Here is a 16176-nt window from a genome sequence, read left to right on the forward strand (position 1 = left end):
CGGTTACCTGACAGATTCTATTGATGCACCCGACAGATTTGATGGAGCTCAAGCGATTCCGCTTCTAGAAGCCGCCTCGTTATTAAAGAGAAACTTTCTGCTTAATACCCTTATGGCAGATGGGGTGAAAATTTGGCAGCTTAAGTGCCCTAAGTAGCGTATTAGGTAGAAAAATCAGTATAGCTACCCCTTTGTCGCAGTCTGCAATCTGTCAACTTTCCTTTACAGGCCAGCTTTCCTTTATGGTTGGCGGGAAGCGTCGCTCCAGCACCGTCACACCTTCACGCCCAAGGGACCGGGTCTCTGCCATGCTGTTTACTATTCCTAGAGGACGCGATCGCTATAGATAGCGCTTGTAGGCTGAGGAATTTTGGAAAAGTGGAGAAGTACCAACTCTGTAAGTTGGGTTGAGGTTCAAGTTGTGCAGCTTTGCCAAAGGTAATAACCCGACGCTAGCAATGGTTTCGTTAAGGTTGGCGATAGCGAAACCCAACCTACTCGCTACAGGAGCTAGTCATAACTGAACAAAGCGGACTTCCACGTTTTTTGCGGGACGGATGTAATCTGTGATCGGACAAATCTCACCGTCCCGCGACAGCTCTTCGATAGATTGCCAGAAAGTCGCCTCATTAGGATGCATGCCAAAGACAAAATATCCTGGATGCACTGCGTCGAGTGCGAACCAGATTGGCACATTGATGTCTGACGCAGTCTCATAGAAACAATCGCCGGCGGGCAGTCCCCCTTCCCAAGTTGCGATAATCTCTGCATTTCTTGCGGCGAGCGGGCCAACTTTCTGCTCCACTACTGTATTGAGTCGTCGCTCTACCTCGTCGATCGCCGCGTCCTCAGCTATTTGATTCCAGTTTGGAAAGTCCGGACGCACAGCTTTTGCCAGCACGTAATGCGGGGTCGGATTGCCCAAAATTTGGTAGAGTCTGAAAACGTCGAGCGGCACACCCATATGTGAGATAACGCTAAATGTAGCGGCTGTAATTGATTTTACTTTGCCACCGGCTTAAACCAACTGTCCGTTGCCATGGCGTGTTACTACGTTAATACCACCGATCAGTAGAGGTATAACAACTCAAATCAGCGGCGGCAGACAAACTCGAACTCAGCACCAGAGGCTTTCAACCGTCCGCCTGCATTTGAATTGTTAGACGGACGGCCTTTTTCTAAGCTGCTTGCAGAACGTAGAACGTATAACCATAAGAGTCGCTGAATTTTTCAAACAGTCGCATCTCTTCTTCAGTTTCACGAATAACGGATTGAGTAATTGCGGTAATTTTGATCTGCTGTATTCGCTCACGAAGCGGTTCATAGTAATTGACCCACCAAGCCTGACTCGGCAGCCGATGCGTAGAGAGTACGCTAAAGCCAGACCGACTTGCCCGAGCGATATTCTCAGCTTCAGCCCCCATCATCGGATAGGCATTTTGCCAATACGCGCTCACAGGATCTGGCGCATTATCAATAAACCAACTCATCTCAGATATAACGGCAATACCGCTGTTAGTAAGAAGCGGTCGCCACAGTTTAAGACCCTGCTCAAACCCAATATGATAAATCGCTCCCTCAGACCAAAGCAGGTCAACTGAACCCGCTGACCAATCAAGTTGAGCCATATCACCCTGAATCGGAATGATTAAATGCTCAAGACCAAGCTGTTTTGCACGCGTTGCCAATTCGTCGATAAAAACCGAAGAAGAATCAACTGCCATGACCGTGCTTTGGTAGTGTTGTGCAAGCAGCAACGCACCAGCACCGCTTCCACATCCGAGATCGGCAATTCGCGGCTTGCTCGGCAAAGTAGAAAGATGGCTCAAAATGTGGCGCGAGAAGTCAGAGTCACCCGGCCCTTTACGATCGCGTCCACAGTGTAAATTAATCAAAGCGGTGATGTACTCAGTTTGAGTGTCTGTACTCATATGGATTTTTGGTAGTTTTTAATATTAAGAGGCTCTTGCCGTTTAACTATGTATTAAGTGTCAAAGCTGCTGGATAAGCTCCTTGTTTCAGAGTGTTATCGATCGCTTTTGATGGTTAACTCCTGAATTTGGGGGTCTTATCGGTCAATTATGCTGGATAAGCCCTTTCACTGGGTGCTTATCCAGTAGCTTTTGGGTTTGCAATCTCCAAGAGCATCTGTGACCCCGATCGCTCACGCCTACGGCTACGCTGACCCCAACGACTGGAGCGACCCCATCCCCACCGACCAACCCAACCAATGGATGGCGATACTCACCAAGATCCTGCTGATTGAGTAGTTTCTCGCCAAGAAGCCGTGTGCCTGCTGCCTGGAGCCCAGTTTTGGGAAGACAGCAGGCACCCGACTTCTAATCGCAAATTGGCACAGCAACAAACCAACCTGACACAGTAATGAAGCTTATTGTGGGTAGGGTGGGCAATGTCCACCACCCTAATGATTCACTCACCACCAAACCCTCCCCATCAAATCCTTGGTGAGAGCAGAAGGTGAAAGGTGGGCAGTGCCACCCTAGAGGTCTACAGGTCTGACTTGGCCAACGCGAAGCAAGTACGGGTCAACGCGAAGCAATCGCAGGCCAACGCAAAGCAATCACAGCTCAATAACAAGCAATCACAGGTCAACGCAAAGGAATCACAGCCCGGTAACAAGCAATTACGGGCCAACGCGAAGCAAGTACGGGTCAGCGCAAAGCAAGTACGAGCGATTCTCTGCTGGAGAGATTTCGCTGGTGCTAAGCGAGTCTGCGGTTTACGCTTAGCTCACAAGACCCAAATAGATCGCCCAGGGCAGCAGCAAAAAGCCTGCCGCAATGCCAATGCCCACCACCGCACTCGTGCCATAGGCCAAGGGCCGCATCCCTTTATCTAATAGCCCCATCGATTGCAGCGCGCTCCAAAACCCGTGGCGCAGGTGAGAGGCCAGCAGCACCAAAATGACCGTATAGCCCACCACGTAGGGCAGCTCCTGAAATTTTTCAACCACCAGCCGGGCCAGATCGCGCACAGTGTCGCCGCCCAACTCGGTGGGGTAGTAAGTGCCAAACCTAAACGTCCGCAGGTGAATGACCAAAAACACCGCCAGCGCCAGGCCGGTGATGATCATCGTGCGCGAGCTGAGGGTTTGGTAGCTAGAGCCGCCCGCCGACTCGTAGGTGCTATAGCCCTCGGGCCGCGCCTGCCGCCTGCGCCAAAAAATCTCAATGCCAACCCAGGCGTGGAGCACCACGATCGCCGCTAGCGCCAGCTCAAAGGTGTAGTAGACAACATGAAAGTTGCTCACCAGCAGAGCATAGGCATTGTAGGCATCGCGACCGACAAACAGCAGCAGATTGCCAGCCATGTGCACCAGCACAAAGGTGACTAGCGCCAGCCCAGTGAAACCGGTGATCAGCTTTTTGCCGATTGACGAGCGATAGAACGTCAGCAGGGGCGACGCCCCAGTGGTAGAAGATTCAGGCTTTTGTTGAGGAGCTTTGAGGGTGTTGGTCATGGTTCGTCTTGCACGCGCTCGATTTGCTCAATCACCCGGCGAATTTCAAAGGCATCGCCGGCGTTGGGGTGCTGGTGAAGGTAGCGCTCTAGGTCAAGCCGAGCCTGATCGAGCAACCCCTGCTGATAGTGAATCAGGCCGCGATCGCGCCATTCGCCCACCGCCTCAGGGGCGATCAGCAAGATGCGGTTGATGGCATCTAGCGCCTTGGGTACATCTCTATTTTGCAGATAAATCAGCTTCAGGTTAGTCAGAATGCGCACCAGAAAGGTGGCCGGGGTAATCGGGACCAGGTGCTGGGGCTCTAGCTGGGTAGGGTCACCAAACATCTGCTTGAGCCGCTCGCGGCAGTCTTGCTCAAACATAATTTCGCCCCGATTAAATGGATCGACAAAAACATCCATTTCGTTCACGGTAGGGCGAATCAAGAAATGCCCCGGCATGCTCACCCCCGCCATCGGGAAGCCAATGCGATCGGCTAGTTCTAAATACACCAGCGACAGCGTAATTGGAATACCCACCCGTCGCTCAAGGACGTCGTTGAGAAAGCTGTTGCGCGGGTCGTAGTAGTCAACGCTGTTGCCGCTAAAGTTGAGCTCGCTAAACAGATAGTCGTTGATCGCGCCAATGATTTTGAGAGGGTAACGATCCTGCGGTAATCGCTGGCGCAGGGTTTCGGCCATGCGATCGAGCATTGCCAGATAGTCATCCACCACCAGATGAGGGTAGTCTTCTTGGGCAATATACAGCGCCGCTCGGGCCAAGCTCACCTGAGCTGTTGGCCGTTGCAATTCTTGGTAGAGGCGCTCTCGGGACAATGCAGAATGGGTCATTTAAACGTCGTAATCCTTTCCGCTGCCATAGAACAGTCGATCGCGCCACCGATGGCTATAGTATCGCGGCACCGGTGGCAATGACTCAATTACTGGACTCAGGGCACGGACCAGGGGTTCCAAAGCGCTATACACTGCCAGGCTGCTATAGTGCCCCAGCCAGCTAACCAAAGCCCCTAACCCTACCTGAGGAATAATCTTGGCCACCAGCGCTGGATATTTGATGGATGTCATCGCCAGGGTTTTGGCTAGGGCTGAAAACTGCACCACATCCTGCAAAAAGGGTTTGAGGGTGGGCTCACCCAGCTCAGCCATGGCGGCAAAGATCGCCGTCAACATGGTGTTGATGTGCTGCTCAGAGAGGGTTTGATCAACCCCCACACTCATCGATTTTTGGAAGAGCCAGGTGACCGATAGGTTGGGCTGGTAGGGCTGAAGCGCGCCCAGAGCAGTGGAGCTGAGGCGATCGCACCCTAAAGCCTCATCAATGCCCGTCACCAACCGCTCCAAGTGGCGAATCATCGCTCCAAAGCCGCCAAAACTCAGGGGCGACTGGCTGCCGCTGCTATCACCCACCGCCAAGGTTCGCCCCCACGGATATCGCAGCGGGCTCTCTTTATAACAAGGAAAGAAGCCAAACAACGCCCGCTGCACCCGCAGTTCCTCCAGGCTTACCCCCTGATACTCCGGCAGCAGCGTCCAGTACTCTTCAAAAAAGTCCATCAGGCTCAGGCGGCGGGGGTCGGCGTCCATGTAGGTAAACATGTAGGTCGTGCGCCCGTCCCGCGCCGGAAACGCTTCCCAAAAGTATTGGCACTGGTGCCGCAGGGGCGTAAACGATGCAAGCAAATCGCCTGTGTCATTTTGGGGGTAACCCTGGGCGCAGGTGCCCACCACCAAACACACCGCATCGGGCTTGGCGGTGCTCCGTGCCTGCTGCACCAAGGGCGAAAAATGGCCCATCGCGTCAATCAGCAGGCGAGTGGTAAACGGCTGGCCGGCTTGTACCTCTACGCCATTGGGGTGCACCTGGGCAGAGTCAAAGGCGGTGTGCTCAAACAGCTGGCCCCCAGCGGCTAAAAACTTGGCCTTGAGCCGTTCTAGCAGACCTTTGGGGTCAACCCCAACGTTGAGCACGTCCTCAACCCACAGCGGCTCGCCATCGCCAAACTGAATGCGGGCCGGGTTGTATTCTGAGGCGATGACTTCCTCTAATTCTGCTGTTGTCAGCAAGCTTAGGTCTATTAGGGCGGTCAGCTCGCGTCGCGAAATATTCCACTCTTGCTCGCGGCCCTGCAACTGGCCGCGCTCTAGCAGTGCCACTCGCCACCCCCGCTGGGCTAGCCCTGTCCCCACGAGTACGCCCAGAGTGCCGCCGCAAATCACGACATCCCATTCAACCGATTCCAGCGGCGTTTCAGCCTGGTGAATAACCTGTGGCCTGGATAGGTTGCCGGTGCGGTAGCGCAACCACAGGTCGTCAGCCCGCTGAAGCCCTGCTAAAGGATGGCCTGTTAGGCCAGAGAGCATTTGTTCAGTCAGGCTCATAAAATGCCGCAAAAGGCCAGAGATGCTGTTTCCAGTCTAAATCTAAATCGTTTGAGCTACAGAAATCAGGGGCGTCGGCACTGTCAAGACTGTCCAGACAGCACTTTCGGGTTTAGAGAAGTCCTCAAAACATGACAAAAAAGCAGCTCCAAAGTTGAAGCTGCTACAAGCAAATCAGCGAAAGTGAAAAATTAAAAGCAATCTTGCCGAGGCAATCGCTCTACCGGTTGAAGAAGCCTTTGACGGAGTCCACGACGCCTTCAGCGGAGTCTTTGGCGGCGTTGCCAGCATCTTCAACAGCGTTTTGGCCGCGATCAAGACCCTTCTTGGCCCGGTTGATCTCGCGATCGCTGAGGCCGCTCTTGGTGCCTTTGTCTACATCAGCGGGTACACCACCCAGACCTTCTTGCAGCCGGAGCTTGACCTGATTGACGGTGTCGCCGTCTTTGGTAATGCGGTCAAGTTCACTCTCAGCCCGCTGTTGCACAATGTCTCCGGCTTCGTTACCCAGAGCTGCTGCTGGGGTGCTGAAGCCAAACAAAAGGCTAGAGCCAATCACCAAAGTAGCGAGGCCAACACACAAAAGGCGCTGAAGCTTGGACGCGATCGCATTAACAGTCATGAAAAGTCTCCTGAGAAAAGTTGCACTCACCAGTAATTAGTGAAGTGTCTGTCTTGTCTTGTTATAGAGCTGGTAGGGATGGCATGACCTCGCGCCGCGGGTAGATCTGCTTTAGCAATTTAGTTACAGATCGAGATCCTTCGGTCTCTTACTTTTGACTGACGCTCTAACCAAAAAATATCCGTGCCCTAAATCTTCGTGTCGCCCGTGGGCAGCTCTAGCGCACCACGGGCCGCCTAGCCTAAAATCGTTGCAATCTAAAGTCTTACCCTCACTATGGCCAATGCGTCTAACCCCATCACCCAGCGAAATGGCGTTTTTTCGGAGGGGGCCTTTACCCGCCCGGCCAGCGGCGCAGCGCTAACCTGCTCAATTCTCGTGGTCGGTGGCTCGACGGCGGCTTACACCACGGCACTGACCGCCCTGCGACTGAACTTAGACGTGTGCCTGGTGCAGCCCCACAAAGTGGTGGGAGGCCAGTTTACCGCCCAGGCGCTGCCCGCCTCCGACGACGGTGACCTGCTCCAGGCTAAGGCTACGCTTTACACCGTCGATGGCGAAGAATTTGCGATTTCTAAGGCGCAGCGGGCCTTTCGCGATCGCCAGCGCGAGCTGCAACCGGTGGGCGGCCAAAAGGTGGCTAACCCTGGCGGCGGATGGGTCAGCCCGCTGGCGACCACCCCAGTGGTGGCCGCGACGGCAATGAATGAGGCGCTGCTACCCTATCTACGCGACGGTCGCCTCACCCTAATTCCGTTTGCGGAGCCGGTGCAGGTGGTGATGCAGACAGTGAACGGGCGATCGCGCGTGCAGGCCGTTGTCTGCCGCGATACCCAGGCGGGCCACACCTTCACCGTCAGTGCCAAAGTCACCGTCGAAGCCACTGACCTAGGCGACCTGCTAGAGGTCGGCAACATTCCCTCTCGCGTGGGGCAGGAGGCTCGCCATGAGACTGGCGAGGCGATTCTGCCCGAAGATGCCAGGCCGCAGTGCCAGCAGTCGATCACCTTCGACGTGGTGGTAGAGCACACGGCGCGGGGCAAGGGAGTGCCTATCGGCAAGCCCGACGGGTTTGAAACCGAGGGCTGGGTTGGCCTCAAAGAATTCACCAGCAACTTCTGGACCAAAGCTAAGCCTGACCAGTGGCAAAAGTGGGGTTTCTTTAGCGATTTCGGCATCTTTCGCTATCGAAGGCTGCTCAGGTCGCAAGCCAACGAGAAAAAGGTCGTTCCCGGCGATGTTGCCGTGCTCAACTGGGGCACCTCTAGCGAGCCCGATCGCGCTTTTTGCTGCGGCAACGACTACCGACCTGGGCGGCTAGTGGGTGTTAGCCGCGAAGAGCGGCAGCTGCACATCCAGCGGGCGCGGCAGCGGGCACGGGCCTATGTTCACTATCTGCAAACCCACGGGGCCGCCGACCTCAAACCCCGGGGCGACCTCACCTGGACCAGCGACGGCATCGCCCTCGAACCCTACATTCGCGAAGCCCGCCGCGGCATCGCCCTGGCCACCGTTCGCCATGAGGATGTGGCCGAAACCTTCTTCCCTGACCAGGCGCGGGCGCGGTGCTTCGACGATTCTGTGGGCATCGGTCAGTATCACTACATGGATCTGCACGGCAACGACGCCAAGGGTCACGTCAGCCCTCGGGGCAAAGATGTGGTGGCCTTGCCCTTTAGCCTGCCCCTAGGCTCCCTAGTGCCCAGGGACACCGATGGCTTAGTGCTATCGGCCAAGAGCCTGGGCACCACCCACATCACCAACGCTGCCTATCGCATGCACCCAATGGAGTGGGCGATCGGTGAAGCCAGCGGCTTCCTCGCGGTGTTTGCCGTGTGGACAGGGTTGGATCCCAGAGTGTTGGCCACCGAAGAGCAGCACATTCGCAAGATTCAGGGCTTCATGGCCCGCAACGGCATTCCCATCTTCTGGTTCAACGACGTCAGCCACGATGACGCCGATTTTGAGGCCATCCAGGTGCTGGCGGCGGCGGATATTATCCGCAGCGAAAACCCGAAGAATCTCAGCTTTAGACCCCATGCCCCGGTCAACCGGGCGGTGGTAGCTACGGCTCTGGTCAACGTGCTCAAGCTACCCACTAAGCTGCCTGACCCATCCACCTCAGGGCCAACGTTTAGAGATGTGCTCCCCGGCAAGCACTGGGCCTACATGCCTATCGAAACCCTCTACGCCCACGGCATGATCGCCGGGGTCGGCCATGACCGCTTTGCCCCTGATGCCCCGATCACCCGCGAACAGCTCTCGTTTTTGGTTAAGCGAGCCATGCCCGAGGTCTACGACAAAGCCTTTGGCCGCACCCCCATCGATCGCCAAAACCTCCAGCGCCGTGAACTCTCTCGCGTGCTCTACGAGGTGCTTAAAGGCCGATTGGGGATTTAGCGCTTCAGACAATCCGAAGTGGGAAGGGTTTCAGATACAAGGTGCAGGGTACAGGGTTCGCGGGAGGTCTTGAACCCCAAATTCTAGTGCTTTGTACTGAATCTGGCTTTTCATGGTCCAGTCGGATGGCTACTCAGCGCTAAGGACCGACAGAATTTCTGTTCTTGCAGAGGTGCGCCTCACAAAAGCGGCTACTTATTCTGCTTTGACCTAAAGATCGGTCCAAAGGTGGTTTTTGTCTAAATTTAGGTAATAAACATTACAACGGCAGTGCCTAGAACCCTGTTCACTAGATCTGGTCAATTAGGCGTTTATGGTCAGTTAAGCCGATGAAATTGTTTAAGCGAATTAAGCGCCAGCCCTCCCTGAAAGCGTCCAAACGGCTGTTACAGGTTGTGAGTGGAGTTGGAGCTTGCCTGCTGGTGGCGACAGTCTGGTCGTCGTTGTTCTCACCCGCTGCTGCTCAGTATGAGACCTATGAGGTCAAGTCGGTTCCTGGCAATGTGATCTGGGGTGAGCTGTTCAAACCTGACAGCGAGCCGATTTTGACGGTCAAGTCGGGCGATCGCATCCGCATGGAAACCGTCTCCCACGAAGGTATTCTGGCTGACCAGGGCGACACCGTTGAGTTTCTCACTGGCGGTGGCATCAAAGAAGACGACATTCTGCCCGATCAGCTCTCTATTAAGGGCACCGTGCCCAAGTCTGGGCCAGGTCCCCACGTCATTACTGGGCCGATCTACGTCGAAGGGGCAGAACCCGGCGACGTGTTGGAAATTAGAACCGTCGACATCGAGTATCGGGCACCCTACGGCGTGATCTCAAACCGCCACGGCAAAGGCTCTCTGCCCGGCGAATATCCCGAAAACGATGCGCCGATTTACACCAAAATCATTCCCATCGACGCCGAGCGAGAAATTGGTATCTTTAAGCCCTCCAACGGGCTACCCGATCTCGAGATTCCCCTCAAACCGTTTATGGGTCTGATGGGTGTGGTACCAGCGGCAGTGGAAGACGCAGCCAACTCCGTACCGCCTGGTCTTTATGGCGGCAACGTAGACATCAAGCACCTGGGTCGAGGCAGCAGCCTCTACCTGCCGGTGCAGGTGCCTGGCGCGCTGTTTTACTCCGGCGACCCCCACTGTGCCCAGGGCAATGGAGAGGTAGCGTTGACGGCGATCGAATGTTCTCTCTTACCGACCTTTGAGCTAGTGCTCCACAAAGATATGGAGCTGCCTGCCCCCATGGGTGAAACCGCCGACGCCTGGATTGCTGTGGGCCTCGACACCGACCTGAACGAAGCGATGAAGAAGTCGGTGCGTGAATACCTGCGCATCATGGAGGAAAAGTACGGTCTGACCAAAGCTGATGCCCTGCTCTACGGCAGTGCCGACATCGACTTTGAGGTGTCTCAGGTCGTGGATATCGTCAAAGGCATCCACGGAGTGATCCCCAAGGAACGCTTCACCGCGCTAGAGAAGTAGTGCTTACTAAATCAACCCGAACGATAGGGCTGTAGCGCAAAAAGAACCCCGGTTTCGTGAGAAACCGGGGTTCTTCGTCTTAGAGACAATAGGCCTAAATCAGCGTTAGCAGGTAGATCAGGCTAAACAGCACAATCCACACTACGTCCACAAAGTGCCAGTAGATCTCGGCCATCTCAGGGCCAGTGTGGGTGATGTCGGTGTAGTGGTTAGCGCGGCGCGATCGCCACAGCACCCCCAAAATTAGCACCAGTCCAATGAACACGTGGGCTCCGTGGAAGCCAGTCGTCAGATAAAAGCAGTTGCTAAACAGGTTGGTCTTGAGACCGTAGCCCAGGTTCATATACTCATACACCTGACCAGCCAGAAAGATTGCGCCCATGGCAGCGGTAATGCCAAACCACTTGCGCATGCCCGCTAGGTCATTCTTCTTAATCGCCTTGGTGCCTAGATTAATCACCCAGCTGCTCGACACCAGAATCAAGGTGTTCACCGCCGGTAGCAGCAGCTCAACCTCGGTCTCTTCTGGTGGCCACTGCACGTGGCTGCCGCGAAAGACGAGAAAGACGGCAAAGAAGCCGGCAAACATCAAAAATTCTGAGGCCAAGAAGGTAATCAGGCCCAGCACTCGCAAATCCTGGTGCTCTTCGTGGGCCGCCACCTCATGGCCAGTGACCACGGGGGTAGAGTCAATTGAGCCTTGCATAGGGTTATCCGGGAGTAAAGGGCAGAGGATGGGTGGGGAAGATGGGGAAATGAGGAGAGAAGGAGGTGGAGTGCGGCGGTCTCAAAGCGATTGCCCCCGCTTGACTTGTCATAAAGCCTAACCCGATCGCCTATGACTGGCAGGGTACTGGGGCGATCGCTGTGAGAAAACTTACCAAAGTTAGATCTCCCAAATCCGAGGTCAACGCTGGGCTACAACCTCCCTAGGATCGCGACGCGGGCAGCGGCTCGCCCGCTGGTCCCACCTCGTCAGATCTCTCCATACCGTAGGCGTAGGGGCCGTGGGTGAGCACCGGCAATACCTCCCAGTTCTCAATGATCGGCGGCGAATCGGTGGTCCACTCCATCGTCATCGCATTCCAGGGGTTAGGGCCAGCTTCCTTACCTTTCATCCAGCTCCAAATCACGTTGAAGTAAAAGGGAATTACCGACACCGCCAGAATGTAGGCTCCTACCGTCACTAGCTGGTTTAAGTGAGCAAACTGCGGGTCATACATGGCTACCCGGCGGGGCATTCCCTGCATCCCCAGGTTGTGCATTGGGGTAAAAGTGAGAATAGTGCCGATGAAGGTCAGCACAAAGTGCACCTTGCCCAAGGGCTCATTCAGCATGCGCCCGGTGATTTTGGGGAACCAGTGGTAGATCCCTGAGTAGATGCCAAACACTGAGCCGCCGTACAGCACGTAGTGGAAGTGGCCTACTACGTAGTAGGTATCGTGCACGTGAATGTCGAAGGGAGCTGCGCCTAGGGTGACGCCGCTGAGGCCGCCAAACACAAACATCGACAGCAGCCCTACCGCAAACAGCATGGCGGTTGTATAGCGAATTTTGCCGCCCCACAGAGTCGCTACCCAGCTAAAGATTTTGATCCCCGTAGGCACCGCCACAATCAGCGTCGAGATGGTAAAGAAAATCCGCATCCAGGGGGCAGTGCCGCTGGTGAACATGTGGTGCACCCACACAAATAGCCCCACTAGGCAGATGGTGAGGGACGAATAGGCGATCGCCTTGTAACCAAAAATCGGCTTGCGAGCATGCACCGGGATCACCTCCGACATAATGCCGAAAATCGGCAAAATCATCAGGTACACCGCCGGGTGCGAATAAAACCAAAACAGGTGCTGATACACCACGACGTTGCCGCCCGCATCAGGCTTAAAGAACGAGGTGCCGAAGTTAATGTCAAACAGCAGCAGCACCATAGCTGCAGCCAGTACCGGGGTGGCAAACAGTGCCAAAACTGAGGTGGCTACCATGGCCCAGCAAAACAGCGGCATCTGATCCCAGGCCATGCTGGGCACCCGCATCTTCCAGATCGTGACCAAGAAGTTCACCGATCCCAAAATGGAGGAAGTACCCACCATAATTAAGGCCACGCACCACAGGGTCTGGGGCAGGTTGGCGGTAATCTCGCTCAAAGGCGGATACGAGGTCCACCCCGACTGGGCACCACCGCCCAGGAAAAAGCTGGCGGCCAGTACCGCACCTGCAGGTGGGTTAAGCCAAAAGGCTATGGCATTGAGCTTAGGGAATGCCATGTCCCGTGCTCCAATCATCAACGGAATCAGGAAGTTGCCAAACCCCCCGATCGCCGCCGGCACAATCCACAAAAAGATCATGATTGTGCCGTGGTTGGTCAAAAAGGCGTTGTAAAGCTCGGGGCTCAGAAAGTCAGAGTTGGGTGTGGCCAGCTCAGTGCGCATCAGCACCGCCATAAAGCCGCCCACTAGGTAGAACAAAAACGACGTCACCAGGTACTGAATACCAATTACCTTGTGATCGACGTTAAAGGTGAAGTAGTCGTACCACTTCCACTTATCCGGATGGCCGTGGCCACCCTGAAGCTCCGTGGGCTTGATCGAAATATCTGCTTGAGCCATGAATTGGGGTTGTCTAAACGGCTATAAAAACTGTGGAAAATTTGGGGAAGCAATCTCCCAGAGAGACGTTCAGCAGAGATGAATTTAGTGGCTCATCGAGGTCATCTGGGCGATCTGGACTGGGGATTTTGCCAAATCTGGGGCGATTCCCGCCAAATATTCGGCATCGGTAGCAGTCTCAGCGGGTTGAGCCACAGTGGTGGTGGGCGTCGCTTCAGCTACACGACTAGCTACCCAGTCGGCGTAATCTTTGGGGGAGTGCACGATCACTTGGGTCCGCATCGCGCCGTGGTAAGACCCACACAGTTCAGCACAGACCACTGGATAGGTGCCCTCACGGGTTGCCACAAAACGCAGTTCACCAGGTTCACCGGGCAGGGCGTCCTGCTTCAGGCGAAACTGAGGCACCCAAAAAGAGTGAATTACATCCTGGGCTTCAATTTTGAGCTGCACATCTTTGCCTACGGGAATATGCAGTTCTCCGTCGGTAATGCCCGTATCGGGGTAGCGAAAAATCCAGGCGAATTGCATACCTGTGACGTTCACCGTCACATCGGGCTGATTCATCTGCACCAAGGGGCTAGCACCAAAGCCATAGACCTGGGTTTTAGAGAAAATGTCTTCGTCAGCCGCCGCCGCTTGAGCAACTAGTGGGGCAATATCGATCACCGACTGCTGTGGAGCCATAGCTACCATAGCCCCGTGTCCATGGTGACCACCGGGCGAAAAACCGCCCATCTCTTGAAAGACCACAACGCTATATAGGCCCAAACCCACAACAATCACAGCAGGAATGGCGGTCCAAAATGCCTCTAGGGGAAGGTTGCCCTCGATGGGCAGACCATCAGTCTCATCGCCCTTGGGCTGGCGAAAGCGAATTAGCGAATAGACGATCGCCCCCTGCACCACAATGAACAGGGCCGTACCAATAGTCATCATGACGTTAAACAGGTCATCTACCAAAGGGGCCTGCTCAGATGCCTGCTCCGGCAGTAGATTGTGGTTTTGCCCCACCCAAAGACTGACCAGGGTGACAACGATACCGAGAACCAGCGTCCAAAAGGGGGCGGGAATTTGTTTCATGGCTACTCTCCTAAGGAGATGTTGCGAAAGATGCAAACCTCAGCCTAATGAGGATGTGCACCTGGAACGTGAATTAACTACCAGGGCTAAAAAACCATCAGCCATGTCTCTTCGCATGCTAAAGGTCAGATCTAGTCTGGCTTAAGAAACTTCTGATTTGCTTCAACTCCGTCAACGAACCGCGGCATCTTTGTAAAGTTGTGTAACTTCTGAGGTCGTCAAGAAGCCAGGACTTCAAAAAATAACCATCACTAGGGTCTAACGCAAATCCTATCGAATTGGAGACGATTAGCGATTGGCTGTGATTCTTCGGAGCTCAGTCCTCTCTAAACGTCGCTAAAACAGTGGCATAGCCGCTGCCTTAAGTGCTGGGCCGCCAAGTTACATTTTCTTGCACATCGGGGTAGTAGCTGAAGGATGGGCATCCTAAGCCCATTGCTCGGGTCACAGGCTTGACTAACGGCCGCGGGCTTCTGTACCCAGGGAGAGATTGCACATGGACTTTCCAATGGCCTCTAGCCAGCCCGATGTTCGCAAGGAAGCCCTTGTGGCTCTAACGGCCCAGTTTGTTAAGCAGGGTCATCCCCCTAGCTATGCTCAGCACATGGCTACCGCTTCTATTTTTCAGGCCGATTTAGAATTGCGCAACGCTCAGTTCAGCCGCCTGCTCGCCTGGCTCAAGGAGTCTCACGCTGACACTTATCCTAAGGCGTTAGAAATTGCTGAGGACGTGCGGCAAGAGTTTGAGAAGCGCGTCACTGGTGAGTTTTAACAGAGCTGCTGCCGCTGCCTACGACCACCCAACCCCTCAAAAATGGCGGATCGCACTCCCCATTGGGCACTACCTATGGGTGCATGTGGCGTAGCTTGGTTCTACCGTGAATAGCCAAATTGCATAGAGCAAAAACCGCCCCTTGCTTAGGAAAGCCTGTCCTAAACAAGGGGCGGTAAGTAGTTGGCGCAATCACCTAGCTGGCGATGTAACCATGCATGGTAGATTTGCGGCGGCGCAGGTGTTTAAGAGCCTGTTGCTCTAGCTGACGCACCCGCTCGCGGCTGATATTCATGCGGTTGCCCACCTTGGCCAGCGACAGCTCGTTGCCATCCTCAAGGCCGTAGCGTAAGGTAATCACCTCTTTCTGCTGAGGGGTAAGCTCAGACAGCAAATTGCGAATGTCCTGTTTCAGCGACTCCTGAGCAGTGAAGGTTTCGGGCGAAATACCGTCGTCTTCTAGCAACTCTTGCAGCTCAGTATCCTGGTTGTCGCCAATGCGCACATCCAGCGAAATCGGCTGCCGCGCCAGCACCAAAAACTCGCGAATTTGCTTAGGCTCTAGCTCCAACGCCTCACCAATCTCGTTGGCATTGGGGCTACGGCCTAGCTGCTGAGACAGCTCGCGCTGTACCCGCTTGATCTTGTTGAGTTTTTCGGTGATGTGAATGGGCAAGCGAATGGTGCGCGCCTGCTGGGCGATCGCACGGGTGATAGCCTGGCGAATCCACCAGTAGGCATAGGTTGAAAATTTATAACCCTTAGTAGGGTCAAACTTCTCAACGCCGCGCTCTAGGCCCAGGGTGCCCTCTTGAATGAGGTCTAGAAATTCTAGGTTGCGCTTCTGGTATTTCTTGGCGATCGCCACTACCAGACGCAAGTTTGCCTCAATCATTTTGCGCTTGGCTCGCTCGCCCTGACGCACTGTATGGTTGAGCTGAGCTTCGTCTAAACCAGCGGCTTTGGCCCACTCGTTTAGACTGGGCTCATGGCCCAAGGTCTCGGTCAGGCCTTCTTTTTGCTCTAGCAGCGCCATATAGGACTGCACCTGCTTACCGAAGATAATCTCCTCTTCGTGAGTAAGCAGCGGTACGCGGCCAATCTCATGGAGGTAGGTTCGTACAGCGTCAGCACTGTAGAGGGGCTTGCTTTTTAACGTACGGGTCTTTGTTTTAGCCATGAATTAACCTTTGTCCTCCACTGACGATGCAGCAAACGCTGAATGCTGAAACCCAAAAACCGATAAAAAAACCATCACCTTTCAAAAATGCCTGGGCCGAATCACGGAGAGATAGCGAGCTTCTCGGCCTTGTATCGACTTCAATACCGAACTGAGAGCAATCAAAC

13 protein-coding genes are annotated in these 16176 nt (G+C 54.7%); 3 read left to right on the forward strand and 10 right to left on the reverse strand.

The genetic code is table 11. The features are described 5' to 3' along the window. Positions 1 to 514: 514 nt before the first annotated feature. The 6 genes from NC979_RS18690 to NC979_RS18715 all read right to left on the reverse strand — a co-directional run bounded on the left by NC979_RS18690 (position 515) and on the right by NC979_RS18715 (position 6484). Entirely contained in the window at positions 515 to 964 is a 450-nt protein-coding gene (locus NC979_RS18690; protein WP_190516379.1) for a hypothetical protein, read from the reverse strand. 214 nt (positions 965 to 1178) lie between these two features. Beyond that, positions 1179 to 1931, reverse strand: a complete 753-nt coding sequence (locus NC979_RS18695; RefSeq protein ID WP_190516381.1) for an SAM-dependent methyltransferase — start codon at positions 1929 to 1931, stop codon at positions 1179 to 1181. Positions 1932 to 2746: 815 nt separating this feature from the next. Then, on the reverse strand, positions 2747 to 3481 hold the full coding sequence (locus NC979_RS18700; RefSeq protein ID WP_190516384.1) for a succinate dehydrogenase cytochrome b subunit: 735 nt from the start codon (positions 3479 to 3481) through the stop codon (positions 2747 to 2749). Beyond that, a complete protein-coding gene (locus NC979_RS18705; protein ID WP_190516386.1) occupies positions 3478 to 4314 on the reverse strand; it encodes a SirB1 family protein in 837 nt (278 codons plus the stop codon). The genes NC979_RS18700 and NC979_RS18705 overlap by 4 nt, the downstream gene beginning before the upstream one ends. Continuing rightward, positions 4315 to 5862 (reverse strand): NAD(P)/FAD-dependent oxidoreductase, encoded by a 1548-nt coding sequence (locus NC979_RS18710; RefSeq protein WP_190516389.1) that lies wholly within the window; start codon positions 5860 to 5862, stop codon positions 4315 to 4317. 220 nt (positions 5863 to 6082) lie between these two features. After that, entirely contained in the window at positions 6083 to 6484 is a 402-nt protein-coding gene (locus tag NC979_RS18715; RefSeq protein WP_190516391.1) for a hypothetical protein, read from the reverse strand. Positions 6485 to 6760: 276 nt separating this feature from the next. Here NC979_RS18715 and NC979_RS18720 point away from each other — a divergent pair, with 276 nt between their 5' ends. Further along, positions 6761 to 8884 carry an FAD-dependent oxidoreductase gene (locus NC979_RS18720; RefSeq protein ID WP_190516393.1) on the forward strand — a complete coding sequence of 708 codons (2124 nt, stop codon included), beginning with the start codon at positions 6761 to 6763 and terminating at the stop codon, positions 8882 to 8884. Positions 8885 to 9213: 329 nt separating this feature from the next. Then, positions 9214 to 10368 carry an acetamidase/formamidase family protein gene (locus NC979_RS18725; RefSeq protein ID WP_190516395.1) on the forward strand — a complete coding sequence of 385 codons (1155 nt, stop codon included), beginning with the start codon at positions 9214 to 9216 and terminating at the stop codon, positions 10366 to 10368. A 94-nt stretch (positions 10369 to 10462) separates the two neighbouring features. Here NC979_RS18725 and NC979_RS18730 read toward each other — a convergent pair whose 3' ends face one another. The 3 genes from NC979_RS18730 to NC979_RS18740 all read right to left on the reverse strand — a co-directional run bounded on the left by NC979_RS18730 (position 10463) and on the right by NC979_RS18740 (position 14057). Continuing rightward, positions 10463 to 11074, reverse strand: a complete 612-nt coding sequence (locus NC979_RS18730) for a cytochrome c oxidase subunit 3 (protein ID WP_190516398.1) — start codon at positions 11072 to 11074, stop codon at positions 10463 to 10465. Positions 11075 to 11297: 223 nt separating this feature from the next. Beyond that, complete coding sequence (gene ctaD / locus NC979_RS18735) at positions 11298 to 12974, reverse strand: cytochrome c oxidase subunit I (protein ID WP_190516400.1); 1677 nt, start codon at positions 12972 to 12974, stop codon at positions 11298 to 11300. An 84-nt stretch (positions 12975 to 13058) separates the two neighbouring features. Beyond that, positions 13059 to 14057, reverse strand: a complete 999-nt coding sequence (locus tag NC979_RS18740) for a cytochrome c oxidase subunit II (protein ID WP_190516403.1) — start codon at positions 14055 to 14057, stop codon at positions 13059 to 13061. 496 nt (positions 14058 to 14553) lie between these two features. Between NC979_RS18740 and NC979_RS18745 the strand changes: the two genes are divergently transcribed. Beyond that, a complete protein-coding gene (locus tag NC979_RS18745; protein ID WP_190516405.1) occupies positions 14554 to 14829 on the forward strand; it encodes a hypothetical protein in 276 nt (91 codons plus the stop codon). A gap of 196 nt (positions 14830 to 15025) precedes the next feature. Here the strand turns inward: NC979_RS18745 and NC979_RS18750 are convergent, their stop codons facing one another. Next, on the reverse strand, positions 15026 to 16009 hold the full coding sequence (locus NC979_RS18750; RefSeq protein WP_190516409.1) for an RNA polymerase sigma factor, RpoD/SigA family: 984 nt from the start codon (positions 16007 to 16009) through the stop codon (positions 15026 to 15028). Between the last annotated feature and the right edge of the window lie 167 nt (positions 16010 to 16176).

Source organism: Leptolyngbya subtilissima AS-A7, assembly GCF_039962255.1.
Classification (GTDB): domain Bacteria; phylum Cyanobacteriota; class Cyanobacteriia; order Phormidesmidales; family Phormidesmidaceae; genus Nodosilinea.

Bases quoted from the DNA above. Each gene is read 5' to 3' on its own strand.
- NC979_RS18690 (WP_190516379.1), bottom strand. From the start codon at position 964: ATGGGTGTGCCGCTCGACGTTTTCAGACTCTACCAAATTTTGGGCAAT.
- NC979_RS18695 (WP_190516381.1), bottom strand. From the start codon at position 1,931: ATGAGTACAGACACTCAAACTGAGTACATCACCGCTTTGATTAATTTA.
- NC979_RS18700 (WP_190516384.1), bottom strand. From the start codon at position 3,481: ATGACCAACACCCTCAAAGCTCCTCAACAAAAGCCTGAATCTTCTACC.
- NC979_RS18705 (WP_190516386.1), bottom strand. From the start codon at position 4,314: ATGACCCATTCTGCATTGTCCCGAGAGCGCCTCTACCAAGAATTGCAA.
- NC979_RS18710 (WP_190516389.1), bottom strand. From the start codon at position 5,862: ATGAGCCTGACTGAACAAATGCTCTCTGGCCTAACAGGCCATCCTTTA.
- NC979_RS18715 (WP_190516391.1), bottom strand. From the start codon at position 6,484: ATGACTGTTAATGCGATCGCGTCCAAGCTTCAGCGCCTTTTGTGTGTT.
- NC979_RS18720 (WP_190516393.1), top strand. From the start codon at position 6,761: ATGGCCAATGCGTCTAACCCCATCACCCAGCGAAATGGCGTTTTTTCG.
- NC979_RS18725 (WP_190516395.1), top strand. From the start codon at position 9,214: ATGAAATTGTTTAAGCGAATTAAGCGCCAGCCCTCCCTGAAAGCGTCC.
- NC979_RS18730 (WP_190516398.1), bottom strand. From the start codon at position 11,074: ATGCAAGGCTCAATTGACTCTACCCCCGTGGTCACTGGCCATGAGGTG.
- ctaD (WP_190516400.1), bottom strand. From the start codon at position 12,974: ATGGCTCAAGCAGATATTTCGATCAAGCCCACGGAGCTTCAGGGTGGC.
- NC979_RS18740 (WP_190516403.1), bottom strand. From the start codon at position 14,057: ATGAAACAAATTCCCGCCCCCTTTTGGACGCTGGTTCTCGGTATCGTT.
- NC979_RS18745 (WP_190516405.1), top strand. From the start codon at position 14,554: ATGGACTTTCCAATGGCCTCTAGCCAGCCCGATGTTCGCAAGGAAGCC.
- NC979_RS18750 (WP_190516409.1), bottom strand. From the start codon at position 16,009: ATGGCTAAAACAAAGACCCGTACGTTAAAAAGCAAGCCCCTCTACAGT.